Raw genomic sequence first — 23,965 nt, 5'->3', positions numbered from 1 at the left:
AGCCCAAGACCATCGGCCATCCGCAGGTGGGCGCCTTGACGCTGGACGGCGACGTACTGGGTCGCGGGCAGCGGCCTGCGCGTCGTGGTCCACAGGGCCGAGCCCGGCACCGAGGACGCCGAGTCCCGAAATCGTTGCAGCCGCACCAGGCTCTCTCCACCACGGCCCGAGACGATTGATCTCCACTGTCCGACGAACGTGCAGGACGCACTCAAGGCGGACGCGATTGCCATCGGCTTCAGTGGTGGCGCGGGTTTCACCTGGTCGTGCCCGGTTGTCCAGCGGGTCACCGACCGAGCGCGCGGAAATCGAGGGAGTGTCATGATGGACCGTCAACTCGTTGTACTGCTGGGGCCCGACTATGCCGGGAAGTCCTCCGTCATGGCGGAACTCTCGGCCGCCCTGCCTGGCTGGCAGACGCTGTCGACCGACAGTGAACGCGTCGGTGCCGAACACCAGTTGATCGCCCGGCTGCGCCGCAATGTGGTCGAGGACGTCCTGCCGGAACTCGGAAAGGCCTACTCGGCCGAGTTCCTCGCAAGTCTGCTGCAGACAGCGGTCGTGCACCTGCGGGACCAGGTGGAGCGCGCGGATCCCGGCACACCGCTGCTGGTGGACTCCTACTACTACAAGATCCTCGCGAAGTGCCGGCTGGCCGGCCTCAAGGACCACCCCCTGTACGGCTGGTGGCGTGCCTTCCCCCGACCGAGCGCCGTGATCTATCTGGACGTTTCCCCGGAGTCCGCCTGGCGCCGCTCGGACGGCGGACGGCGTCTCAACTCTCTGGAGCACTACGGCGAGAGCCCCGAGTGGTTCGCCTTCGAGAACTACCAGACGGACCTCCGCAAACTGATGCTGGAGGAGATACGGGGGCTACCGGTCACCATGATCGGGGAACAGCCGGACGCGGCCGGGACCGCCGACGCCGTGCGGGAGGTGCTTGCCGCATGAACGCCCTCCAGGGCTGGGCCTCCCCGGACCACGCCGACCGGTACCGCCGCCGGGTGTTCGCCGAGCGCAGCCGGCTCGCCGCGGAACACACCGACATGCGCGGCATGCAGCAGCGGGTCCTCGCCGATCTTCTCGAATTCAACGCGGACACCGAGTTCGGCAGGCAACACGGCTTCCGGAACATCCGCACGATCGACGACTACCGCAAGGCCGTCCCCGTGCAGGACTACGCCGCGCACGGCCCGCTGATCGAGCGCATGGCCGCCGGGGAGGAGAACCTGCTGAGCGCTGATGCTCCGGTCGTGTACTTCACCAGCAGCGGCACCACGGGCGCACACAAGAAGATCCCGGTCACCCGACGGTTCATGCAGACGACGTTCTTCCCCTTCTACTACGCGGCGTGGGCGCCGCTGATAGAGCACTACCCGGACGTGATGCGTCGGCCGGACGCCGTACTCAACCTCAAGCACGACCCGCTGAGCGCGCCGACCACCACCGTCAGCGGGCACCCGCACGTCGGCGCGAGCCAGGTAGATCTCGGCACCCGGTTCGGCGAACCGCTCTCGGCCGAGCTGGGCACGGCGGCGCCGTGGGCGACCCTGCCGGTGGACGTCGCTCCCGACGACCATGTGCAGAAGATGTATCTGCGCCTGCGGCTTGCGGTCCAGAGCGATCTGCGGGGTCTCATCGGTATCAACCCGGCGATGATCGCTGCTGTTCCGCACCAGTTGAACCTGTGGTGGCCGCGGATCGTGAAGGAGGTACGCGACGGCACCGTGGGCGGGGCGCCGCACGGCTCCCCGGATCCGGAGCGCGCCGCCGAACTCGAACGTCTCGCCGAGTACTTCGGTGTGGTCCGGCCGGCCCACGTGTGGCCCCATGTGCGTGCGCTGTTCTGCTGGACCACCGGGGTGGCCTCGCTCTATCTGCCGGCTCTGCGCGAGCAGTTCGGTACCGGTGTTGCCGCGCTGCCCGCCCCGGTGGCCGCTTCCGAGGGTCCGGTCGGCGTGCCGCTGGACCGGAACGGCTCAGCGGGCAGCCTCGTCCTGTCCGCGTCCGTCTACGAGTTCGTGGATGCCGAGGCCGACCTCGGCCCCGACGCCGAGACACTGCTGCCGCACGAACTCCAGGAAGGCCGCGACTACCACGTGCTCTTCAGCCACGTCGGCGGGCTCTACCGCTACGCGGGCGGCGATGTCGTACGCGTCGTGGACCGTGTCCGCGGCGTCCCCCGTGTGGAGTACGCGGGGCGCGGGACGCGGTCCGACGCGGTGGGCGAGCGGCTGCGTGAGGCACAGGTGATCCGGGCCCTGCAGGCCGCGTCGTCGAGTACGGGGCTGCCCCTGCGGAATGCGGCATGCCGGGTGGAGCAGGATCCCCGCGACGCCGCCGCGGCCGTGCAGGCACGGCCGGGTACCGCGGCTGCGCGGTATGTGTTCGCCGTCGCTCCCGAGACTCCCTGGGACGCGGCCGAGACCGAGCGGTTCACCTCTCTGGTCGACTCCGCCCTGTCGGCGGAATCCGCCGGATACGCGCGGGCACGGTCGGACGCCGCACTCGCACCCGCACGGCTGCGGCTGCTGGACTCCGATTCCTTCGCCCGTGACTGGCACACCTCGGTCGGCCGGGGCATCCGTCCCACACAGGTCAAGGACCGCCTGTTCCGGCAGAGCGACGCCCAGTGGCAGCAGCTGACGGGCACCGACACCACGACACGGCCCGCCGGGCGGGGACACGACGAGGGAGGACAGCAGGCATGACGGACACTCTGAATCCGGTCGAGAAGACCGCCCTGCTCACCGCCGCACTGCGGGCCGCCGAGACGGCGCGGGACGACCGGCTCTACGACGACCCGTACGCCGCCCGGCTGGTGGGCGAGACGGGCCCCGAGCTGCTGGCGGAGGTACGCAGGGCGACCTTCCCGGCGGACCGGCCGGGGGATCTGCCCAGTACCCCCGACTACAACGCGATCAGGACCCGGTTCTTCGACGACTACCTCCAGCGGGCAGCCGCGGAGCCGGGCATGACCCAGATCGTGCTGGCCCCCGCCGGTATGGACTCCCGGGCCCACCGGCTCGCGTGGCCCGGTCACATCCGCTACTTCGAGGTCGACCGTCCCGCCGTACTGGAGTTCAAGGCCGGCCGGCTGCGGGGCGCGGTCCCGCAGGTCACCCACACCACCGTCGCGGTCGACCTCACGGCGGACGACTGGGAGGATCAGCTTCTCGCGGCCGGTTACGACCCGGCTCTGCCGTCCACCTGGCTCCTCGAAGGCCTGCTCTACTACATCCCCGAACGCGACACACGCCGCCTCCTCCAGCGCGTCGCCGCGCTCATGGCCCCCGGGAGCCGCATCGCCGCGGATCTTGTCAACACCGCGGCCCTCACCCTTCCCGACATGCGCGGACTGCTGGACGTGTTCGACGGCTGGGGCTGTCCTTGGGTGTTCGGCAGCGACGAGCCGGAAGCGCTGTTCGACGGCTACGGATTCGACACCTGCGCCGTGCAGCCGGGCGAGCCCGGGGCCGACTTCGGACGCTGGCCCGACCCCGTCCCCGAACGGCAGGTCAAGGATGTGAGCAGGGTGTTCCTCGTGCACGGACAGCGGCGATGACCGCCGCCTCGGCCGTTGGGCGGACCTGCCCGACCGGGCCAGTCACGGCGTCGGCGCCCTCCGGGGCCGACGGGCCGCCCCCACCGGTCCGAGGGGCGCTGCCGCACCCCACCGCCACGGCTGCGGAGGCGTGAACCGTGCTCAGCCGTCACCGTGTCCTGCTCGCCCCCATCACCGTCACGCCCTCCAAGCCATTGACGCCCAGTCACCTCAAAGGGCTGCTGTGGACGGACGTGATGTTCCGGGCCACCGCACACCTGGCAGATGTGACCTACCGGTACAGCCACACCACCTACCATCCCACCGAACAGACCCTCGGATTCTGGGAGTACCTCGACCGGACCCGGGGTGACATCGACTACTCCGCACTCTCGGAGGAGGAGATCGGCGAGTTCTACGTGCAGTACCGGGGCGAGACGACCCGCCCCGGCGCCGATGCCCTGCGTCCGTACGCCGAAGCCGTCGAGATGAACGGCTGGGTGCACGCCGCCGGCGCCCGCGTACTGAGCCTCTGGGCAGACCATTACGCCCGACTGGGCATGCACGACCCGGGCCTGACGAGGCATCAGCCTCCGGGGCTCGGAACGGAGGACATGCTGAAGCAACTGGCCTCCCTCGACATGGGGCTGGACCAGCGGGACAGCGGCGGGCCCGTGTATCTCGACGCGACCCGGTACGGCCTGCCGCTGCGCCAGATCATCGCCGCGGACGGGCGTCCGAACTATCTCGCCTGCGCCCTGCGGGAATTGCTGCCGCTCGCCGCCGACCACGACGAGGTGGTTCTCCTGTACGACCGGGAACTCGATCCGGACTACCAGTTGCTGGAACGCGTACTGGCCGCCACCGGGGCATCGGTGCACCGGATCCAGATCGGCCGGGTGCCCATCGACGGGCGCGTCACCTCCGCACGGCACGGTGGCTGGCACGACCACACCGTGGGCGCCCTCCTCCGCTCGACCGGTCCGGACTGCGACCCGTCGGTGCTCCGGCTCGGCATGCGACTGTACTTCGTCGCTGTGCTCGGACCGGGCCAACAGCAGTCGTTCCGGAAGGACTTGCTGATGAAAAGTCTCAGACGGGCCGAACAACTCCTCGACCGGGCCACCACCGGGGGCGACGCGGAGGACAACCGCGACACACTGCGGCGGCACCGGGGGGACCACACCTACGTCGACCCCTACCGGCTGACGTCGTCCCTCCTCGGCAAGGGGCGCCAGGCACCCGACCACACCCTGCTCACCGGGGTGTTCGTATGACTCTCACACCCGAACTGCTCCTGTCCACAGCCGCTCGGCGGCTCCGGGACGTGCGCCCCGACCTGGCGGATCTGGACCTGTCGAGCCCGGAGTGTCTGCAGGCCGCGAAGAAGCAGATCGCGGACCGCAGCGCTGCCGAGCACCGCGACGAGGCGAGCGTCGTGGCGGTCATCAACCGATTCCGGCTCGACGACTGGGTACGCGAGACCTGCCGATTCGCCCTGTCCCTGCCGTCCGAGCAGGCAGAACGCTGGCGACGCTCCTTCACCCGAACCATCTACCTCGCGGGTCGCCCGGACAACCTTCAGGAGCGGTTCTCGTTCGCCCACATCGCCGCCGACGGATCAGCGGCCTGGACCGGCCCGGCCGTCGACGGGGACACGGCAGCACTGCGCAGACTGCTCAAGACGTTCAACGGGCCGCGCCCCCTGGCCATGTGGTCCCCGATGACCGTCGAGGTCCCCGGGCCGGACACGGTGGACGGCACGGATCCGACCCACGAGACGCAGAATCGCGGCCCGAAGCGCCCCGAGCGCCGTTCCGTGCACCGCGACCTCTACGTCGCCACGGCGGGGCTGACGGTCGCCGACGTGCTGGTCCAGCTGAACCACCACCTCGCCGAAGCGGTCCTGGACTCACTCGTCGCCCCGGGAGACCACCTGACCCTGCACTCCGTACCGCGCCTGCCGGGCCCTCCCACCGCCTACGCCGCACTGCGTGTCGACACCGACATACGCCGCCCACACGCACTCCAGGCGTACGCAGGGCTGACCGAGGAGACCTGACCTGGCGGGTTCTCCTGCCGGACGTCAGGGAGTTGTCGGGTCCTCCACCAGAGCAGGACGGACGCCGTGACCGTCACATACCGTCCGCTGAGCGCGCTGCTGGACTTGCGCCCGGCGGACGGCGAGTGGTGACGCCGGTCCCGTCGGGCGAACAGCGCTCCGAGACATACCAGCAGCGGCCCACACGGTTATGCCCGCGGACGACGAGGGTGATCGCGTAAGTGGCGCGCGAGTTGCAGCGGGTGTGGCGTGTGCACCTCCCGGGCAACCCACACCATGTCTGTTCGGACGATCCGAAGCTGCCGCAGCCGCCACGGTCGAAATACGACTCGAACTTGGTTGCTCCGGATTTCGAGGTGGCGTTCCCCGTCGTCACACGGACGGCGCCGCCCACCGGGACCAGCACCTGGAGCCGTACCCGCCGGGTCCCTGCCCGACCACCTGCAACCTCGTGGCACGGCAGGTAAGACTTTGAATACTCGTGCAACGTGATCGAACAGAAATGGTCCCGCCCGCATTCAATCGGGTACCGCTGAAGAATTGTCTTCGATGGTGTGAGTAGCATCCCCACCACACCCATTCGACACACAGCGAAAGACGAGGACCTCATGTCTACGGTCAACACTGCCTCCGGTGTGAAGGCTGAGTACACACAGAAGGTTGCCAGTGATCTGGCAGCCAATCAGAGCGAGCAGGACCGCGTCCGGGCGGAACTGTCCCGGCTTCAGGAGGAATTGGTTCAGCTGGAGGACAGCGGACAGGTTCTCGTGAAGATGCAGAACCTCCTTGAGACCTCTGCCGGGACGGTGACTGCCGCCGGCAAGAAGTCGGCCAAGGTGCCCGGAGCGCGCAGCCCCAAGAGCAAGGACGCGGGCAAGAAGGCGGGGCGCTCGTCGAAGACCGCAGCGGAACCCGCACGCCGCGGGGCGGCCCGCGCCAAGAAGGCTGCCCCCGCACAGGGTGCGAACCAGCCGACGTGGATCGAGCTGATCAACACCTACCTCGCCGGGCAGAACGAGCCCAAGTCCTCCACCGAGATCGCCGCCGGGGTGGCCGAGGCACACCCCCAGCGAGGTATTCAGGTGACCGTCGTGCGCAACACGCTGGAGCAGGGCGTCGCACGCGGTCTCATCGAGCGCTCCAAGCAGGGCCGGAACGTGTACTACCAGGCCGCACCCACCGGGGCCGGGACCGCGGACAGCGACAAGGCCGCCACGGCGTAGGGAGAGCCCGCGCCAGGCGCCGGGTGAATCGTTCCTGCCTGTGGGGTACGGACTCGGGCTGCCGCCCGGGTCAGCGTGCTCGATCCGACAGGGCCCACCACTTCGGCGCACGGCGCGTCCCACCCACCGGACCGACATCCCCCGGGCGTACCACCAGCCGCGCTGACAGACCGGTTCGGACCGATCGGCGCGGACGAGCGGTCAGCTGCGCCCGGCAGTGACTGCCGACACAGATCAAGAAACACGCCGCCGGTGCGGTGCGAGCGGAAGCGTCCAGGACGCCGGCGGCACGAAGGCGCGCACAGCCTCCCGGACGCACCGGGAGGCGTCGGGGGGGCGTTACCGCTCCGAACGCTGAACCGCCCGTCGCAGCAAGCTCAGGAACTGGTCGCGTTCCTCGGCGGTGAACGGCGCCAGCAACTGCTCGTTCACCTCGGCGACCGCGGGAGCGAGACGGACGGCCAGCTCCCGGCCGGTTCCGGTGATGCGTACGAGCTTGCGCCTCCTGTCGCTCTCGTCCCTGCCGATCTCCACCAGACCCCGTCGGCGCAGTCGGTCAAGGAGCGGCGCCGCGGTCGACTTGTCCAGATGAGCCAGCGCGGCGAGCGTGCCCTGGTCCATGTCACCGCGGGTACGCAGCAGGCTCAGGACGGTGAACTGGGGCCCCGTCAGGTCCTGGTGCACCTGCTCGTACCAGAGCCTCGTATGCGCCTGGTTCAGCTGACGCGCCAGGGGGCCGAGCCCGGCAATCGCGGCAGTCAGAACTCCGGCCTCGGAGTCCGCTCTCTCCTGTGACATCACTCGCCGCCGTTCCCCCGAATTGATTAGGACGTACACGTACTATACCGTGCATCAAATAGGACGTGTACGTAATAACTGTTCGTGACGAAACCGAGAGGAAGGTGACGGCGTGAGACTCGTCGTCGCAATGACAGGGGCCACCGGCGCGCCCATCGGGGTGCGCCTGCTCGAAGCCCTGGGAGAACTCGACGTGGAGACCCACCTGATCGTCAGCCGCTGGGCGCGGGTCACGCTCGCGCAGGAGACCGGGCACTCGCTGCGGGACGTGGAAGCTCTGGCGTCGGTGCATCACAGCCCAGAAGACCAGGGAGCCTCGATTTCCAGCGGATCGTTCCGGACCGACGGCATGGTGGTCGTGCCGTGCAGCATGAAGACGCTGGCCTCCATTCGCACCGGTTACGGAGAGGGCCTGATCGGCCGGGCGGCGGACGTGATGCTCAAGGAGCGGCGTCAACTCGTCCTGGTGGCCCGGGAGACCCCGTTGTCGTCCGTGCACCTGGAGAACATGCTGGAACTCACGCGGATGGGCGCCACCGTGATGCCACCGGTCCCCGCGTTCTACAACCAGCCTTCCAGCATCGCCGATCTCATCGATCACACCGTCGCGCGCATCCTCGACCAGTTCGGCCTCGACCTGCCCACGGCCCGGCGGTGGCACGGCATCAAGGCGACCGCGCGCCGTGACCCGGTTCCGCCGGCGCGGACCTCAGACGCCCCCTGATCCCTTCCCCGGCCGCACGCGGCGCCGCGTGCGTCGCACGGCCCCTTCACACCCCTTACCGAAAGAAAGGTCCTGTCATGACACAACGCGGCAGCGCGCTCAACTTCCGTGACTTCGTCGCGGAGTTGCTTGCCTCCGGCGACGCGGTCGCCGTCAGCGCTCCGGTCAGCCCCACACTCGAAGTCGGCGCTGTCACCCGGCGCGTCTACGAGACCCGAAGCCCCGCCCCGCTGTTCGGCAACCTCACCGAAGGCGCCGCCGGGTTCCGGATCCTCGGGGCGCCTGCCGGCCTCAGCGGTCCCGGTGGAGGGACGTACGGCCGGCTCGCGGCGCACTTCGGCCTGGAGCGTAAGGCCACACCGCGCGCACTGCTGGAGAAGCTCATCTCCGCCATGCACGCCGATCCCGTCGCCCCGCGGGTGGTGGAGACCGGTCCCTGCAAGGAGAACGTGCTGACCGGCGACGAGGTCGACCTGGAACGGTTCCCCGTGCCGTTGCTGCACGCCGAGGACGGCGGCCGGTACTTCGGGACGTACGGCTTCCATGTGGTGCGCTCCCCCGACGGGCAGTGGACGAGCTGGTCGGTGAGCCGCACCATGCTGCACGGGCGCACCACCCTGGTCGGCCCCGCGATGCCGCAGCAGCACCTCGGCAGGATTCACCGGATGTGGCGCGAGAGGGGTGAGCCCACGCCGTGGGCCATGGTGCTCGGCGCCCCGCCGGCAGCGCTGGCCGCGGCGGGGATGCCGCTGCCCGCCGAGGTGAACGAGGACGGCTATGTCGGCGCGCTGACCGGCACCCCCGTCGAGGTGGTCCGCACCGAGATGCACGACCTGTACGTTCCGGCCAACTCCGAGATCGTGCTGGAGGGATACATCAGCCCCGACGGGACCGCTCCCGAAGGTCCGATGGGCGAGTACCACGGATACTCCTTCGCGGAGAGCAAGCCACAGCCCGTCTTTCACGTCGAGACGGTGACTTACCGCGACGATCCCATCCTGCCGGTCTGCGTGGCGGGCCTCCCGCCGGAGGAGAACCACACCATCTGGGGCACGATGATCTCGGCTGCCAGTCTCGATCTGCTGCGCTCCAGCGGGCTGCCGGTCGACCTGGCCTGGTGTTCCTACGAAGCCGCGACCTGTTGGATCGTCGTGTCCGTCGACATCCGGCGGCTGGCGGCGATGCGCATGACCGAACGGGAACTGGCCGACGCCGTGGCCGATGTCCTCTTCAACTCGCACACCGGGTGGCTGGTGCCCAAGGTCCTTCTGGTGGCCGACGACATAGACATCACCGACATCGACCAGGTGGTGTGGGCCATGGCCACCCGGTACCACCCCGGCACCGGCGAGTACGTCTACCCGCAGGCACCGGGCATCCCCATGGTCCCGTACCTCACTCCCGACGAGGTGCACAGCGGACGGGGCGGCAAGTCCGTGCTGAGCTGCCTGCTCCCCGAACAGTTCGACGGTGTCACCAGGGGCGTCACCGCGTCGTTCCGGCATTCGTTCCCCGACGAGATGCAGAAGCGGGTCGTCGAGGGCTGGACCGATTACGGGTTCCCGGCGCCGGGGCTTCCGACCCGCTGAGCGTCGTCCATGACAACCCCTCCCCACCATCGGCCGATTGCACTCTGGCAGGATCGTGTGCTCAAGCACGGCGGCCGTGCGGGTTGCGCCGCCCGGCCGGGCAACGGAAACGTTTTTACGGGGACATGCGATATGGATATGCGCACATGGACGCGTGCTGTTCCGGCGGCGGCGGGTGCTCTGGCACTCGCGGTGGCGCTGACCGGCTGCAACAACTCGGATTCCGGGAAGGACAAGCGCAGTTCCGACTCGGCGGGCCACAAGAAGGCCTACCGGCTGGGCGAAGCCAGCCCGCCGCAGGAAAGCACCATGCAGAGCTCGAAGGGCAGCAAGTTCACGGTTACCCCCACGAAGGCGCAGACCGGGACCAAGGCCGACATGGACAAATCCGGTCTGGACACGAGCAAGGAAAAGAGGCCGGAAGTCCCGGTGTACGTATGGGCCACCGTCACCCACCAGAGCGGAAAGGCCATGGAAGTCGGCGACATGGACGAGGACCTGGTCGTCAGGACGGACAAGGGCGTGCGCACCAGGGCACTCGTCGTCGTCATGGGTGAGGCCGAGTGGCCGAACTGTCCCGCCCCCGACACCGGGAAGAAGCTGAGCCCGGGGCAGTCGGAGAAGATCTGCACCGCGTTCCTCATCCCCGAGGGGCAGAAGGCCGCCGCGGTCGAACTCAGCCAGGGCTTCTCCAGCGACCCGCTGGAGTGGCCGGTCACCGGCTGAACGTCGATCGGGGTCTCGTGGACTCCCACAACGGGCCGGCATCCAGGCGCGATTGAGCACGGATGGCTCAATCACTCCGGGTGCCGGCCCGTTCGTGCGCGACGGGTCGGACGGACGGATCCCCTTGACGCGAACACGTCGGCCTGTATGGTCTAGTCCAAGGTGGTAGAGACCACTGAAGCTCCACTCCGCCCAGCCCGGGACACACCCAGGTTCAGGCGGAGTTCGCACCGCCGCCCTTCGCGTCTCTCGCCCACACGAGAGGCCAGCCTGCCGCAGTTGTGTCCCCCCACGGGCCTTGCGTGCAGGAAGACTTGATGTGAAGGAGTTCTCATGCATGCGAAAAGGAAGACAGCTGCTGCCATCGGCGCCGTTCTCGCGCCGGTACTCGCACTGAGCCTCCCCGCGAGTTCCGCGAGTGCTCACGGATATGTCTCATCGCCTCCCAGCAGGCAGGCACAGTGCGCGGCAGGCACGGTCAGTTGCGGCGCCATCACCTATGAGCCGCAGAGCGTCGAAGGACCCAAGGGCCTCCAGAGCTGCAGCGGTGGCAACGCGCGGTTCTCGGAGCTCGACAACGACGCCAAGGGCTGGAAGGTCACCCCCGTCGCCAGCACCACGCAGTTCAAGTGGACGCTGACCGCCCGGCACGCGACCAGCACGTGGCAGTACTTCGCCGGTGGGCGGAAGATCGCCGAATTCGACGACCACGGCGCGCAGCCCGGTGCGACCGTCACCCACTCGGTGAACTTCGGCGGCCTCAAGGGCAAGCAGAAGGTCCTGGCCGTGTGGAACATCGCGGACACGGCCAACGCGTTCTACACCTGCATCGACGTGAACGTCGGCTGACGCAGCACCTCACCACCGCACATCCGCTCCCACGCGCGAGGAGCCCCTGAACCACCCGTCCAGGGGCTCCCTCGCAGGTACGCTCGCGCGAACTCCTTTCACCCCCTGGCCACTTCCTTCCTTTCGGCTCGCGCCCAAGGGGTGGCCCGGCGCGCACATCAGCGCTTCCTCGGGCTGCTCGCGTCCGGTCCGCCCGGGACCGGCCGGGCCCATCTGCCCGGGAACCCGCCTCACGAATCCACCAGTTGACGGAGGCTCGACGTCATGCAGGAGAAGCTCTGGCCACGCACCCTGTCCCTCTTCCGTGTCATCGTCGGGGCGCTGTTCGTGTGCCACGGCACGGCGACCGTCTTCGGCATTCTCGGCGGAACTCCGGGCACCGGCGCTGCCACCCCGGTGGGAACGTGGCCCGGATGGTGGGCCGCCCTCATCCAGCTCGCCGGCGGCGCCTTCGTCGTCCTGGGCCTGGCCACGCGCCCGGCGGCCCTGCTGTGCTCGGGCTCCATGGCCTATGCGTACTTCACCATCCATCAGCACAAGGCGCTCCTCCCGATCCAGAACGGGGGTGAGCCGTCCGTGATGTTCTGCTGGACCTTCCTGCTGATCGCCGTCGCCGGTCCCGGCGTCTGGGCCCTGGACACGCTGCTCCTGCGCAGCCGTCGAGCGTCCGCCCGCCCGGCTCGAAGTGCCGGGTCCGACGCCGGCAAGGTGGCGGTCTGACTGCTCTCGTGCGGCGCGCCGGTGGCGCCGCGCGGCCACGGGCGGCGCCCGCCACCCGCCAGGCGGACACGGGCCGTGATGCCATCCGTACGGTTCGAAGTCTTGTGCGTTGAGTGCTTCCGTCTGATGCTGGTGGTTCTTGTTGCCTTCCGTTCGGAGTCGCCGCATGAGCCCAAACCGTCCGAGCCGCCGATCCGTTCTGTCGACCGGTGCAGCCCTCGCGGGCTGGTCCGTCTTCGCGGCACAGAAGCAGGCCTTCGCCTCGACCAGTTCCACAGCGACCAGTTCCACAGTGGGCAGTTCCGCGACGGCCGGTACTGCGGACAGTGCCGTATGGGACGGGCAGCCGCGTGTCTTCCAGATCAACAGAGAGGCTGCGCGAGCCCGGCTCGTGCCGTACGCGAGTGCCTCCGACGCGCTGCGCGGAGACATGGAGAAGTCCCCCTACTTCCGCTCGCTGAACGGGAGTTGGCGCTTCCATTGGTCCAAGAACCCGGACGCCCGGCCGACCGGCTTCGAAGCGCCCGGCTACGACGACAGCAGTTGGGACCACATACCCGTACCGTCCAACTGGGAGATCGAGGGCTACCCGGAGCCGATCTACCTCAACATCCGCTATCCGTGGACCGGCTACGAAATCCCCGTACCCCCCAACGTCCCGCACGACTTCAACCCGGTGGGCTCCTACCGCCGTAGCTTCACCGTCCCCCGCGACTGGTCGGGGCGGCGCACCCTGATCTCGTTCCAAGGCGTGAAGTCGGCGTTCTTCCTCTGGGTCAACGGCGAGAAGGTCGGCTACAGCGAGGACAGCTACACCCCCGCCGAGTTCGACATCACCGACCATGTACGGCCGGGCGCCAACACCCTCGCCGTCGAGGTGTACCGCTGGTCCGACGGCAGTTGGCTGGAAGACCAGGACATGATCGACCTGTCCGGGATCTTCCGCGACGTGTACGTCTACGCGATCCCGACCGTCCATGTGCAGGACCTGTTCGTGAGGACCGCGCTGGACGATTCCTACCGTGACGCGGTCCTCACGGTCACCGCGACGGTGCGCAACCGGGGCACCGCCGAGGCCACCGGCCACCGGATCGAGGCGGTGCTCCACGACGGCCGGGGGCGCCGCGTGGGCCGGCCGCTCGCCGGGGACGTCCCGATGGGATCCGGGGACGCGGAAGTGGTGCTGAAGGCCGACGTCGAGGCGCCCGCACTGTGGTCGGCCGAGGACCCGAACCTGTACACCCTGATCGTCACACTCACCGACGGTACGGGAAAGGCTGTCGACATCCAGCGGATCCGTACCGGCTTCCGCCAAGTCGACTACGGACCGGGCACGTTCACCGTGAACGGCAAGCCGATCATGTTCCGTGGCACCGACCGCCACGAGAGCGATCCCGACCACGGCCAGGCGATCCGTGAGCCGCGGATGGTCGAGGACATCCGGCTGATGAAGCAGCACAACATCAACGCGGTGCGCACCTCGCACTACCCGAACCATCCGCGCTGGCTGGAGCTGTGCGACGAGTACGGCCTGTACGTCATCGGCGAGACGAACCTGGAATCGCACGGGGTGCGCGACATCGTGCCGACCTGGTTGCCCGAGTGGACCGACGCCTGTGTGGACCGGCTCCGCTCCATGGTCGAACGCGACAAGAACCACCCGAGCATCGTCGTCTGGTCGCTGGGCAACGAAGCCGGTCAGGGTTCCAACTTCCAGGCCATGGCCGACTGGGCACACGCCAGGGACACCTCGCGGCCCGTGCACTACGAGGGCATGAACGCGGTCGCCGACCTGCACAGCGAGATGTACACGAAACCGGCGGACGTGGAAGCGTACGGCAAGTCGGGCAACCCGACGCCGTTCATGCTCTGCGAGTACGCGCACGCCATGGGCAACAGCAGTGGCAATCTCAAGGAGTACTGGGACGTCTTCGAGCGCTACCCGAATCTGCACGGGGCGTTCGTGTGGGACTGGGTGGACCAGGCCATCCGCCTCCCGGTGCCGGGCGACGCCAAGCACACCTACCTGTCGTACGGCGGGGACTGGCACGCCGGATACCCGACGGACGCCAACTTCTGCTGCAACGGTCTGGTCTCGGCGGACCGCATCCCGCACCCCGGTCTGCTGGAGCTCAAGAAGGTCTACCAACCGGTCGGGGTCGCCGCCGCGGATCTCTCGGCGGGCACGGTCACGGTGCGGAACAAGCACCTGTTCAGCACCCTGGGCGCGTACGAGCTGCGGTGGGACGTGACCTGCGACGGCCGGAGCGTGCAGCACGGCACACTCGCCGCGCCGGACGTGCGGCCGGGCAGCGAGGGGATCGTACACATCCCGTACCGGAAGCCGTCATCGCCCGAGCCGGGCGCCGAGTACTGGCTGAACGTGTCCTTCGTACTGAAGTCCTCGGCCAGTTGGGCCGAGGCCGGGCACACCGTGGCCGCCGAACAGCTCGCGCTGGACTGGCACACCCCGGCCCCCGCCGACCCGCCCCCGGACACGCTGCCCACCCTCACCGTCGACGAGACCGACGCGCGCGTGCTGATCAGCGGGCGCGACATGGAGGTGGTACTGGACAAGTCCACCGGAACGCTCGCGTCGTACCGGGTGAAGGGGCAACTGCTCCTGGCCGGCGGCCCCGTGCCGAACTTCTGGCGCGGTCCCACCGACAACGACATCGGCCGCGGCGCCCAGACCTCGCTGCGGACCTGGCGGTCCGCCGGTACCGACCGCAAGGTGACATCCGTGAAGACCGGCCGTCCGTCGCCGGGAGTGGTCACCGTCGAGGTGGGCTGCTCCCTGCCCACCTCCCCCGCGGCGTCCACCTGGACCACCGTGTTCACGGTGCGCGGCGACGGCGAGATCCGGGTCCGGCACACCTTGGACGCACCCGTCGGACTGCCCGATCTGCCCCTGGTGGGCGCCCTGCTGACGGTTCCCGAAGGCTTCGAGCAGATCGACTGGTACGGGCGCGGACCGCAGGAGAACTACTGGGACCGGCACACCGGCGCGTTCGTGGGGCGCTACCGCTCCACGGTCGATCAGCAGGTCGCGGCGTACGTCCGGCCCGAACAGACCGGCAACATGACCGACGTACGCCGGCTCACGGTGACGGACCGTGCGGGCACCGGGCTGCTGGTGCAGGCCGATCCGGGCGAGGGTGAGCCGATGCTGGAGACGAGCGTTCTGCACTACTCGCCGTTCGATCTGGAGGGGCCGAAGCATCCCTACGAACTGAAGCGGCGCGACGAGACGATCCTGGGGGTCAACCACCGGCAGATGGGAGTCGGCGGCAACGACTCGTGGGGAGCCCCACCGCTCGCGCAGTACCTGCTGCACGCGGGGCGCACCTACACGTACGCGTACCGGCTGCGGGCCGCCTGACCGGAGCCCCGGTCCGTCTGCTCCTCACGGCAGGCGGACCGGGGGGCCGGTCCCGGTGATCCGCCCTCCGGTCAGTGGGGCTTCGTCTTCTGCCGGGTGCATGCCTCCAGCCTCTCGCCCGGAGGGCGCCCGCGACAATTCAGTTGCGGGCACGGGGTCCCCGTTCGAAGCGGTGCACGCCCTGTACGACGTGCCCGGCCGTAGAGCCGTGGTGCCGACGTGCCACGGCCGTACAGCCGTGGTGCCATGGAGTGGACGCCCCCACGAAGGGACCCGTCCACATGACCGCCGAACTGGTGCCGATGCCGCGACTGCGGTCCCTGCGCGCCGTGGTCTTCGATACCGACGGAGTCATCACCGATACCGCCCGGCTGCACGCGGCGGCCTGGAAGCAGGCATTCGACAGCCTCCTTTCGGCACGGGCCGGGCAGCGCCCGTTCGACTCCGGTCAGGACTATCTCCGGTACGTCGACGGCCGGTCGCGGCTGGACGGGGCGGTGGCGTTCCTGGAGTCGAGGGGGCTGGAGCTGCCCCTGGGTGACCCTGACGATCCTCCGGGCACCTCGTCGGTGTGGGCAGTGGCGGCGCACAAGGACGAACTCTTCACGAACGGTCTGCGTGCCCACCCGGTCAGGACCTATCAGGGCACGGTGCGTCTGCTGCACGCTCTTCAGGACGCCGGAACAGCGGTGGCGGCTGTTTCCGCGTCCCGGCACGCGACGGAGTTGCTGTCGAGGGCCGGCCTGCTGAGCCTCTTCGATGCCGTGGTGGACGGCAACGAGGCCCTCAGGCTGCGGCTGCCGGGAAAGCCGAACCCCGCGCTGTTCCTGGCGGCTGCCGACCGTCTGAGCTGTCCCCCGGACGCGGCAGCGGTGGTGGAGGACGCGCTGGCCGGGGTGGAGGCGGGCAGGCAGGGCGGCTTCGCCCTGGTGGTCGGGGTGGACCGTACCGGGGGTCCGGACAGCGCCGAGAACCTTCGTCGGCACGGGGCGGATCTGGTGGTGCCGGACCCCGGCGATCTGCTCGTGCCGGGGACCGGTGCGTCTGCGCCGCCGAGGGCCCGCCGATGACGGCGCCCGCCTGGGTCTGGTCGTACGAGGGCTACCGTCCCGAGGAGGAACGGCTGCGCGAGGCGCTGTGCACGCTCGGCAACGGGTACTTCGCCACCCGGGGAGCCGGGACGGAATCCGGCGCGTCCGGGGTGCACTACCCGGGGACGTACGCGGCGGGGTGCTACAACCGGCTGACGTCCACGGTGGACGGCCGTCAGGTCAGTAACGAGGACATGGTCAACCTGCCGAACTGGCTGCCACTGCGCTACCGCATCCGGCCCGCCGGCCGCGGAGCGGGTCCGTGGCTCACGCCTGATGACAGCGGGTTGGTGGAGCACGGGCAGGACCTGGATCTGCGTGGCGGCACGCTGACCCGCCGGTCGGTCTACGAGGACGGCGCGGGCAGACGGCTGACAGTGGAGGAGTGCCGCCTGGTTCACATGGGCGATCCGCATCTGGCCGCGCTGCGCACCCGGTTCACGGTCGACGGGTGGACCGGCGAGGTGGAGGTGGAGACCGGGCTCGACGGAGATGTCCGGAACAGCGGTGTGGCACGGTACCGGGACCTGGCGAGCCACCATCTGACCGGCTGGACGACGGGCTCCGAGCGGGCGGACCTGCTGTGGCTGCAGTGCCGCACCAGGACCTCGGACATCGGCGTGGCGCTGGCCGCGCGGACTGCGGTGACCTCTCCCGCCGGGGACCACGATGCCGCCCGCCCGACCCTCACGGCCCGGACCGCCGTGCAGCGGCTGGCCCTGCCGGTCGCACCCGGAGAGGACGCGGTCGTCGAGAAGACAGTGGCGCTCTACACCTCCCGCGATCCGGCGATCGGCAACCCCCTGGCCGCGGCCCGCGCAGCCGTGCGCGACGCCCCCGCCTTCGACGGGCTGCTGGCCGGCCACCACCGGGCCTGGGACGCCCTGTGGAGCCAGGTCCGGATCGAGGTACCGGGTGAGGCGGGCCGCATTCTCCGGCTGCATCTCTTCCATCTTCTGCAGACCCTGTCCCCGCACACGGTCGAGCTCGATGTGGGGGTGCCGGCGCGGGGCCTGCACGGGGAGGCGTACCGGGGCCATGTCTTCTGGGACGAACTGTTCGTCCTGCCCTTCCTGAATCTGCATCTCCCGGAGGTGTCCAGGTCGTTGCTCGACTACCGCCACCGGCGGCTGCCCGCGGCGTGCCGGGCGGCGCGCGCTGTCGGCCGCCGGGGCGCGATGTACCCGTGGCAGAGTGCCGGCGACGGACGGGAGGAGACCCAGGAGCTGCACCTCAACCCGCGCTCGGGCCGGTGGCTTCCGGACCGTTCACGGCTGCAGCACCATGTGGGGTCGGCCGTGGCCTACAACGTGTGGCAGTACGCCCAGGCGACCGCCGATACCGAGTACTTGTACACCAAGGGTGCGGACATGCTCGTGGAGATCTCCCGGTTCTGGGCCGACACCGCGGCCTGGGACCCCTCGCTCTCCCGCTACCGGATCACGGGCGTGGTCGGCCCGGACGAGTACCACGACGCCTACCCGGGGGCCGGGGCGGGCGGGCTCGACGACAACACGTACACCAACGTGACCGCGGCCTGGGTGCTGGCACGGACGACGGAGCTGTGCCGCGCTCTTCCCGCCGTCCAGCAGGGGCAGTTGTTCGACCGCCTGCAGGTGAGTGCGGATGAAGTGACTCGCTGGGAGGACGTCTCCCGCCATCTGTACGTACCGCATCACGACGGCGTCATCAGCCAGTTCGCCGGTTACGGGGAGCTGGCCGAGCTGGACTGGGCGGACTACCGCCGCAGGTACGGGGACATCAGGCGCCTGGACCGGATCCTGGAGTCCGAGGGGGACAGCGTCAACCACTACCAGGCGTCCAAGCAGGCCGATGTGCTGATGCTGGGCTACCTCTTCTCCCCCGGCGAACTCGCCACCACGTTCCAGCAGCTCGGATACGACCTGGACGACGATCTGTGGCGCGGCACGGTCGACTACTACCTGGCGCGCACCAGCCACGGCTCCACGCTGAGTTCGCTGGTGCACGCGTGGGTCCTGGCGCGGTTCCGGCCCGCTGACGCCTGGGCGTTCTGCGAGGAGGCCCTCACCGGTGACGTGGCCGACATCCAGGACGGCACCACCGAGGAGGGCATCCATCTGGGGGCCATGGCCGGCACCCTGGATCTGGTGCAGCGGGGCATGACCGGGCTGGAGACCCGCGAGGACACCTTGTGGCTCGCTCCGGCCGCGCTGCCCCAGCTCTCGAAATTCGATGTCCGCATCCGCTTCCGCCGGCACTGGAACGTCGAGCTGCGCCTTCGCGCCCAGCGTCTGCGTATCGCCGTGCCGGACGAGGACGCGGCTCCCGTGCATGTCGCCCTGGACGGCAGCTCGTTCACGATCCCTCCGGGCGCGTCGCGGTGGCTGGACCTGCCCGAATCGTGAAGACCTGCACCCACTACGCTCCCCGAACGGATACGTTGACGGTTATTTTCGTACGTACGCCCGGGACTTGGAGCCCTCACGTCCACGGACTCCGGCCAACTCACCTGAAGGCGAAGGGCGCAGGAGGCGGAGCACCGTGTCCGTCGGGGCGGACACCGGCAGGAATCGACAGACGGATCAGGCGGTAGAGGATGAACAACCAACAGGCCGAACGGGTCGGCAGCCGAGCCCACTCGGCGCGGGTGTACGACTGCATCCTGGGTGGCAAGGACCACTACGAAGTGGACCGCCTCGCGGCCGAGGCGTCGCTGGCGGCCTGGCCCGGCCTCCGGTCGAGCATGCTGGCGAACCGGGCAGCCATGCGGCGCATGGCGCACTGGCTGGCGGCGGAAGCCGGGATCCGGCAGTTCCTGGACATCGGCACCGGGATACCCACCGAACCGAATCTGCACCAGGTCGTGCAGCAGGTGGCCCCCGAGACCCGGATCGTCTACGTCGACAACGACCCGGTCGTCCTGGCCCACGCCGACGCTCTGATGCGCAGCACGCCCGAGGGCCGGACCGACTACATCCAGAGCGACATGAACGCGCCGGAAACCCTGCTGGCCGATCCCGCCCTCGGCCGGACCCTGGATCTGGCGGAGCCCGTCGCCCTGACGGTCATCGCCATGCTGCAGTTCGTCGCGGACGCGCAGAACCTGGTCGAGACCCTGATGGAGCCGTTGGCGCCCGGCAGTTACCTCGCGGTGACCCTCGCCACGGCCGATCTCGCTCCGGGGTCGGAGGCCCTGGCCCGCGAGTACACGCAGCGGGGCATCCCCATGTATCTGCGTGACCGGGCCGAGGTGGAGGGGCTGTTCGCCGGGCTGGACCTGGTGGAGCCGGGCGTCGTACCGATGACCTCCTGGCGGCCCGCCCCCGGCGACGAAGTGCCCGACACCACGACCAACATGTATGCCGGAGTGGCACGGAAGCCCTGACGGTCTTCTCGGCGCCTCCTCGCAACTACCGTCGGCGGAGCACCGGTCCGGCCGCCCCCAGGGGTGTCCGGCCGGTGCTCGGCCGTTTTCCGTTCCTTCCCGCGGTCCCGGCGACACGTGCGAAATACCCGAAGCCGTAGACCCGGTTCGGTCAAATGACCGTCAAATGACAGGTACGAAAGGTTCAACCCCTGACCAAGGATTCCCCGAATCGGGTCTGAACTCCCCCATGGGGAACCGAAGGAACCCGCCCCCGAGCAGCGGTGATGCCCGATCGCGCCCACCTGATCACGCTGCGCGTCCGGCTTCCTGCGCCGCTGTCCCGCTTTCGCCGGGCGTACCGTCTCAACAGAATGTTGATCAAGATCCATAGCCCCCGAAAGCGGGAGTTCTGGTGAATTCGCCATGTCCTCGAAGGAGAAGACATGCCTGTAGCGGAACAGGTGGTGCAGGCAGAGAGCTGGGCCCCTGCCGACACCGGGCGGGCGGGGCTGCGCGGCGTCGCACAGGTCGCACTCAGCTCGAACGCGTGGTCCGGACTGCTGTTCACCGTCGCGCTGTTCGTCGACGGGTGGCAGCTCGGTCTGTACGGTCTGCTCGGCGCGGCGTCGTCCACCGTCGCCGCAGCGCTGCTCGGCGCCGACCGGAAGGGGCTGACCGAAGGGCTGCAGGGCTACTGCGGTTGCCTGACCGGGATCGCTCTCATGGTCCGGCTGGGAGGCTCGTGGCAGACCGCGGTACTGACCGTTCTCGCCGCAGCGGTGTGCTCGGTGCTGAGCGGCGCGGCAGGTCGCTTCCTCGGCCCCCGCGGGCTGCCCGTACTGACGGCCCCCTACTGCCTGGTCGCCGGAGCACTGGTGGTCGCGCTGTCGAAGGCCCCGGTGACCGCCGGTGCGACCACTCGTATCTCCGGGTTCACGAACTTGACGGTCACGGAGACCGGGCGGGCGCTCTGCAACAACATCGGCCAGGTCTTCTACCTGGACAAGTGGTACGCGAGCCTGCTCGTGCTCGTGGGGCTCTTCGTCGCCTCGCGGATCGCCGGCCTCGCGGCGATCGGCGCGAGCGCCCTGACACTCCTGACCTCCTGTGTGGCGGGGCTGCCGGCCGACCGGATCGTCGAGGGGCTGTACGGCTACAACGGCGTGCTCTGCGCTGTCGCGCTGGCAGCCACCTTCCTGACTCTCACCCCGTGGACCGCCGGGTACGCGGCGCTCGCCGCCGTGGCCTCGGTCCCCTTCACCGCCGCCTGGGAGGTCTTTGCCCAGCCGTCCGGTGGATACCCCTTCACCTGGCCGTTCACCGTGACGACCTGGCTCTTCCTGGCGGCCGGTCCAGCTCTGGGCCGGCCCGGCATCTCGTTCGAGAAAGCAATGTGACGCCATGAACCTCGCACCGCGGGAAATCGACAAACTCCACGTCTACGTGGTGGCGGACCTGGCCCGCCGCCGCCGAGCCCGGGGAACCAAACTCAACTACAGCGAGGCCGCCGCGCTGATCACCGAGGCCGTACTGGAGGCCGCGCGCGACGGCCACACCGTCGCCGAGTGCATGGAACTGGGCCGCAAGGTCGTCTCGGGCGACGACGTGATGCCCGGCGTACGGGAGATGCTCACCGTCCTGCAGGTCGAGACGGCCTTCATCGACGGCACGAAACTCGTCACCTGCCACGACCCGATCAGCGCCTGAACACCCGAGGCAAGAGGAGACACAGATGTCGGGCGGAGCCCACTACCTCTACGGGGACGATCCCGTGGAGATCAACGCCAACCGGGCCAGGACCAGGCTCTCCGTCGCCAACACCGGCGACCGGGCCGTCCAGATCGGATCCCACTACCACTTCTTCGAGACCAACCGCGCGCTGCGCTTCGACCGTGAGGCCGCCTACGGCATGCGCCTCGACATCCCCTCCGGCACCGCTGTGCGCTTCGAGCCCGGCGACACCCGCGAGGTGGACCTGTGTGCCTTCGCGGGCACCGGGCGGCTCACCGGCTTCGCCGGACTCGTCAACGGGGGCCTGTCGGCCCCGGACACCAAGCGCACCGCGCTCCGCCGCGCCGAGGAGCTGGGTTTCATCCACCCCGACAGCGCGGACGACACCGACAACGAGGGGGACCGGAACTGATGGCCATCATCCCGCGCAAGCAGTACACGGACCTGTTCGGTCCCACCGTGGGCGACCGGTTCCACCTGGCGGACACCAACCTGGTCGTCGAGGTCGAGTACGACCACAACGCCGGTTCCTACGGGGAAGAGGCCGTATACGGCGGCGGCAAGGCCATCCGGGACGGAATGGCGCAGGACCCGTCCGCGCTGAACCGCGAGGGCGCCCTGGACCTCGTCATCACCAATGTCGTGGTCATGGACCCGGTCCTGGGCGTCGTCAAGGGCGACATCGGCGTCCGCGGCGGCCTGATCGTCGGCGTCGGCAAGGCGGGCAACCCGCACCTCCAGACCGGTGTGGACCCCAAGCTCGTCATCGGCCCCGGCACCGAAGTGATATCCGGTGAGCACCTCATCGCCACCGCCGGCGGCGTCGACACGCACATCCACTTCATCTCGCCGCAGCAGGCCCAGGAGGGCCTGTCCAACGGCATCACCACCTTCTTCGGCGGTGGCACCGGTCCGACCGACGGCAGCAACGGCACGACCTGTACGCCCGGTCCGTGGAACATCCACCGGATGCTGGAGGCCGTGGAGGATCTGCCGGTCAACGTGGGACTGCTCGGCAAGGGCAACGGCAGCCTGCCCGAGGCCCTGCGCGAGCAGGTCGAGGCAGGTGCGGCCGGGCTGAAGGTGCACGAGGACTGGGGCGCCACCCCCGCCACCATCGACACCGCGCTGCGGGTCGCCGACGAGTACGACGTCCAGATGGCCATTCACACCGACACCCTCAACGAGGGTGGCTTCTACGAGGACACCCTGTCGGCGATCGACGGCCGGACCATCCACACCTTCCACACCGAGGGCGCGGGCGGCGGGCACGCCCCGGACATCATCCGGGTGTCGGGCGAGGCCAACGTGCTCCCGGCCTCCACCAACCCCACGCTGCCGTACACGGTCAACGCGGTGGACGAGCTGCTGGACATGGTGATGGTCTGTCACCACCTGTCCCGCGACATCCCCGAGGATGTCTCGTTCGCCGACAGCCGGGTGCGTGCCGAGACGATCGCGGCCGAGACCGTGCTGCACGACCTCGGCGTGATCAGCATCTTCTCGTCGGACTCGCAGGCGATGGGGCGGGTCGGTGAGTCCTTCATCCGCGCCTTCCAGACCGCGCACCACTGCAAGGCGCTGCGCGGCCCGCTGGCGGAGGACAGCTCCCGCAACGACAACGCGCGTGTCCTGCGGTACCTGGCCAAGCTGACGATCAACCCCGCGACAGCGGTCGGCGCCGCGGACGTGATCGGTTCCCTGGAGCCCGGCAAACTCGCCGACATCGTGCTCTGGCCGATCCACTCCTTCGCGGCCAAGCCCAAGATGATCATCAAGGGCGGCATGGTCAACTGGGCCCTGATGGGCGACCCCAACGCTTCCCTGCCGACGCCCCAACCGGTGTACTACCGGCCGATGTTCGGCACCTACGGCCGCGCCAAGCAGCGTACGTCGGTGACGTTCATGTCGCAGGCGTCGATCGCCGCGGGCGTCCCCGGCGAGCTGGGGCTCCAGCGGCGGATCGAGCCGGTTCAGCGCTGCCGGACCATCGGCAAGGAGCACATGGTGCGCAACGACGCGCTACCGCGCATCGAGGTGGACCCGGAGACGTACAAGGTCACCGTCGACGGCGAGCCCGCCACCATCGAGCCTGCCGAGCGGCTCCCGCTCAACCACCTCTTCTACATCGTCTGACCGTCCCCTTCGACGGCCCGCAACGGCCGGACGACATCGGA

General features: G+C 69.2%; 20 protein-coding genes. 19 read left to right on the top strand and 1 reads right to left on the bottom strand.

From position 1 onward, the window contains the following. The first annotated feature begins 324 nt into the window (after window positions 1-324). From OG709_RS34245 to OG709_RS34220, 6 genes are all read left to right on the top strand, one after another. Window positions 325-951 carry a hypothetical protein gene (locus tag OG709_RS34245; RefSeq protein WP_308409486.1) on the top strand — a complete coding sequence of 209 codons (627 nt, stop codon included), beginning with the start codon at window positions 325-327 and terminating at the stop codon, window positions 949-951. Further along, a complete protein-coding gene (locus OG709_RS34240; RefSeq protein ID WP_329168923.1) occupies window positions 948-2,711 on the top strand; it encodes a GH3 family domain-containing protein in 1,764 nt (587 codons plus the stop codon). The genes OG709_RS34245 and OG709_RS34240 overlap by 4 nt, the downstream gene beginning before the upstream one ends. Beyond that, a complete protein-coding gene (locus OG709_RS34235) occupies window positions 2,708-3,565 on the top strand; it encodes a class I SAM-dependent methyltransferase (protein ID WP_250301468.1) in 858 nt (285 codons plus the stop codon). The genes OG709_RS34240 and OG709_RS34235 overlap by 4 nt, the downstream gene beginning before the upstream one ends. Window positions 3,566-3,702: 137 nt before the next feature. Continuing rightward, a complete protein-coding gene (locus OG709_RS34230; RefSeq protein ID WP_266645352.1) occupies window positions 3,703-4,821 on the top strand; it encodes a hypothetical protein in 1,119 nt (372 codons plus the stop codon). Beyond that, window positions 4,818-5,606 carry a DUF6182 family protein gene (locus OG709_RS34225; protein ID WP_250301470.1) on the top strand — a complete coding sequence of 263 codons (789 nt, stop codon included), beginning with the start codon at window positions 4,818-4,820 and terminating at the stop codon, window positions 5,604-5,606. Before OG709_RS34230 ends, OG709_RS34225 begins: the two co-directional genes overlap by 4 nt. 635 nt (window positions 5,607-6,241) lie before the next feature. Further along, window positions 6,242-6,829, top strand: a complete 588-nt coding sequence (locus OG709_RS34220) for a hypothetical protein (protein ID WP_250301471.1) — start codon at window positions 6,242-6,244, stop codon at window positions 6,827-6,829. A gap of 339 nt (window positions 6,830-7,168) precedes the next feature. Here OG709_RS34220 and OG709_RS34215 read toward each other — a convergent pair whose 3' ends face one another. Next, window positions 7,169-7,627: a MarR family winged helix-turn-helix transcriptional regulator gene (locus OG709_RS34215; protein WP_250301472.1), complete on the bottom strand. Its 459-nt coding sequence runs from the start codon at window positions 7,625-7,627 to the stop codon at window positions 7,169-7,171. Window positions 7,628-7,739: 112 nt separating this feature from the next. Here OG709_RS34215 and OG709_RS34210 point away from each other — a divergent pair, with 112 nt between their 5' ends. The 13 genes from OG709_RS34210 to ureC all read left to right on the top strand — a co-directional run bounded on the left by OG709_RS34210 (window position 7,740) and on the right by ureC (window position 23,924). Then, complete coding sequence (locus OG709_RS34210) at window positions 7,740-8,351, top strand: UbiX family flavin prenyltransferase (protein WP_266645354.1); 612 nt, start codon at window positions 7,740-7,742, stop codon at window positions 8,349-8,351. Window positions 8,352-8,428: 77 nt separating this feature from the next. Beyond that, window positions 8,429-9,940: a UbiD family decarboxylase gene (locus OG709_RS34205; RefSeq protein WP_250301473.1), complete on the top strand. Its 1,512-nt coding sequence runs from the start codon at window positions 8,429-8,431 to the stop codon at window positions 9,938-9,940. A 138-nt stretch (window positions 9,941-10,078) separates the two neighbouring features. Continuing rightward, window positions 10,079-10,666, top strand: coding sequence for a hypothetical protein (locus tag OG709_RS34200; RefSeq protein ID WP_329168920.1), 588 nt, complete (start codon window positions 10,079-10,081; stop codon window positions 10,664-10,666). A 333-nt stretch (window positions 10,667-10,999) separates the two neighbouring features. After that, complete coding sequence (locus tag OG709_RS34195) at window positions 11,000-11,515, top strand: lytic polysaccharide monooxygenase auxiliary activity family 9 protein (RefSeq protein ID WP_250301475.1); 516 nt, start codon at window positions 11,000-11,002, stop codon at window positions 11,513-11,515. Window positions 11,516-11,779: 264 nt separating this feature from the next. Beyond that, window positions 11,780-12,235, top strand: coding sequence for a DoxX family protein (locus tag OG709_RS34190; protein WP_250301476.1), 456 nt, complete (start codon window positions 11,780-11,782; stop codon window positions 12,233-12,235). Between the two features lie 166 nt (window positions 12,236-12,401). Next, entirely contained in the window at window positions 12,402-15,617 is a 3,216-nt protein-coding gene (locus OG709_RS34185) for a glycoside hydrolase family 2 TIM barrel-domain containing protein (RefSeq protein WP_329168918.1), read from the top strand. 281 nt (window positions 15,618-15,898) lie between these two features. Then, on the top strand, window positions 15,899-16,687 hold the full coding sequence (locus OG709_RS34180) for an HAD family hydrolase (RefSeq protein ID WP_266645362.1): 789 nt from the start codon (window positions 15,899-15,901) through the stop codon (window positions 16,685-16,687). Continuing rightward, entirely contained in the window at window positions 16,684-19,095 is a 2,412-nt protein-coding gene (locus OG709_RS34175) for a glycoside hydrolase family 65 protein (RefSeq protein WP_266645364.1), read from the top strand. Before OG709_RS34180 ends, OG709_RS34175 begins: the two co-directional genes overlap by 4 nt. Before the next feature lie 191 nt (window positions 19,096-19,286). Then, window positions 19,287-20,075, top strand: coding sequence for an SAM-dependent methyltransferase (locus OG709_RS34170; RefSeq protein ID WP_326693482.1), 789 nt, complete (start codon window positions 19,287-19,289; stop codon window positions 20,073-20,075). Window positions 20,076-20,500: 425 nt separating this feature from the next. Next, complete coding sequence (locus OG709_RS34165; protein ID WP_250301481.1) at window positions 20,501-21,454, top strand: urea transporter; 954 nt, start codon at window positions 20,501-20,503, stop codon at window positions 21,452-21,454. Window positions 21,455-21,458: 4 nt separating this feature from the next. Further along, window positions 21,459-21,764 carry an urease subunit gamma gene (locus OG709_RS34160; RefSeq protein WP_250301482.1) on the top strand — a complete coding sequence of 102 codons (306 nt, stop codon included), beginning with the start codon at window positions 21,459-21,461 and terminating at the stop codon, window positions 21,762-21,764. A gap of 25 nt (window positions 21,765-21,789) precedes the next feature. Beyond that, entirely contained in the window at window positions 21,790-22,200 is a 411-nt protein-coding gene (locus tag OG709_RS34155) for an urease subunit beta (RefSeq protein WP_250301483.1), read from the top strand. Beyond that, window positions 22,200-23,924: an urease subunit alpha gene (ureC, locus tag OG709_RS34150; RefSeq protein ID WP_250301484.1), complete on the top strand. Its 1,725-nt coding sequence runs from the start codon at window positions 22,200-22,202 to the stop codon at window positions 23,922-23,924. Before OG709_RS34155 ends, ureC begins: the two co-directional genes overlap by 1 nt. Window positions 23,925-23,965 lie beyond the last annotated feature (41 nt).

The sequence above is a fragment of the Streptomyces sp. NBC_01267 genome (assembly GCF_036241575.1).
In the GTDB taxonomy this organism is placed as follows: Bacteria; Actinomycetota; Actinomycetes; order Streptomycetales; family Streptomycetaceae; genus Streptomyces.
The sequence above is the reverse complement of the archived record's forward strand: the minus strand, read 5'-3'. Positions and strand labels throughout refer to the sequence as shown.

Coding starts and splice junctions, on each gene's coding strand:
- OG709_RS34185 (WP_329168918.1), top strand. CDS start 12,402: ATGAGCCCAAACCGTCCGAGCCGCCGATCCGTTCTGTCGACCGGTGCA.
- ureC (WP_250301484.1), top strand. CDS start 22,200: ATGGCCATCATCCCGCGCAAGCAGTACACGGACCTGTTCGGTCCCACC.
- OG709_RS34240 (WP_329168923.1), top strand. CDS start 948: ATGAACGCCCTCCAGGGCTGGGCCTCCCCGGACCACGCCGACCGGTAC.
- OG709_RS34235 (WP_250301468.1), top strand. CDS start 2,708: ATGACGGACACTCTGAATCCGGTCGAGAAGACCGCCCTGCTCACCGCC.
- OG709_RS34180 (WP_266645362.1), top strand. CDS start 15,899: ATGACCGCCGAACTGGTGCCGATGCCGCGACTGCGGTCCCTGCGCGCC.
- OG709_RS34245 (WP_308409486.1), top strand. CDS start 325: ATGGACCGTCAACTCGTTGTACTGCTGGGGCCCGACTATGCCGGGAAG.
- OG709_RS34160 (WP_250301482.1), top strand. CDS start 21,459: ATGAACCTCGCACCGCGGGAAATCGACAAACTCCACGTCTACGTGGTG.
- OG709_RS34175 (WP_266645364.1), top strand. CDS start 16,684: ATGACGGCGCCCGCCTGGGTCTGGTCGTACGAGGGCTACCGTCCCGAG.
- OG709_RS34205 (WP_250301473.1), top strand. CDS start 8,429: ATGACACAACGCGGCAGCGCGCTCAACTTCCGTGACTTCGTCGCGGAG.
- OG709_RS34195 (WP_250301475.1), top strand. CDS start 11,000: ATGCATGCGAAAAGGAAGACAGCTGCTGCCATCGGCGCCGTTCTCGCG.
- OG709_RS34225 (WP_250301470.1), top strand. CDS start 4,818: ATGACTCTCACACCCGAACTGCTCCTGTCCACAGCCGCTCGGCGGCTC.
- OG709_RS34190 (WP_250301476.1), top strand. CDS start 11,780: ATGCAGGAGAAGCTCTGGCCACGCACCCTGTCCCTCTTCCGTGTCATC.
- OG709_RS34170 (WP_326693482.1), top strand. CDS start 19,287: ATGAACAACCAACAGGCCGAACGGGTCGGCAGCCGAGCCCACTCGGCG.
- OG709_RS34215 (WP_250301472.1), bottom strand. CDS start 7,627: ATGTCACAGGAGAGAGCGGACTCCGAGGCCGGAGTTCTGACTGCCGCG.
- OG709_RS34155 (WP_250301483.1), top strand. CDS start 21,790: ATGTCGGGCGGAGCCCACTACCTCTACGGGGACGATCCCGTGGAGATC.
- OG709_RS34200 (WP_329168920.1), top strand. CDS start 10,079: ATGCGCACATGGACGCGTGCTGTTCCGGCGGCGGCGGGTGCTCTGGCA.
- OG709_RS34165 (WP_250301481.1), top strand. CDS start 20,501: ATGCCTGTAGCGGAACAGGTGGTGCAGGCAGAGAGCTGGGCCCCTGCC.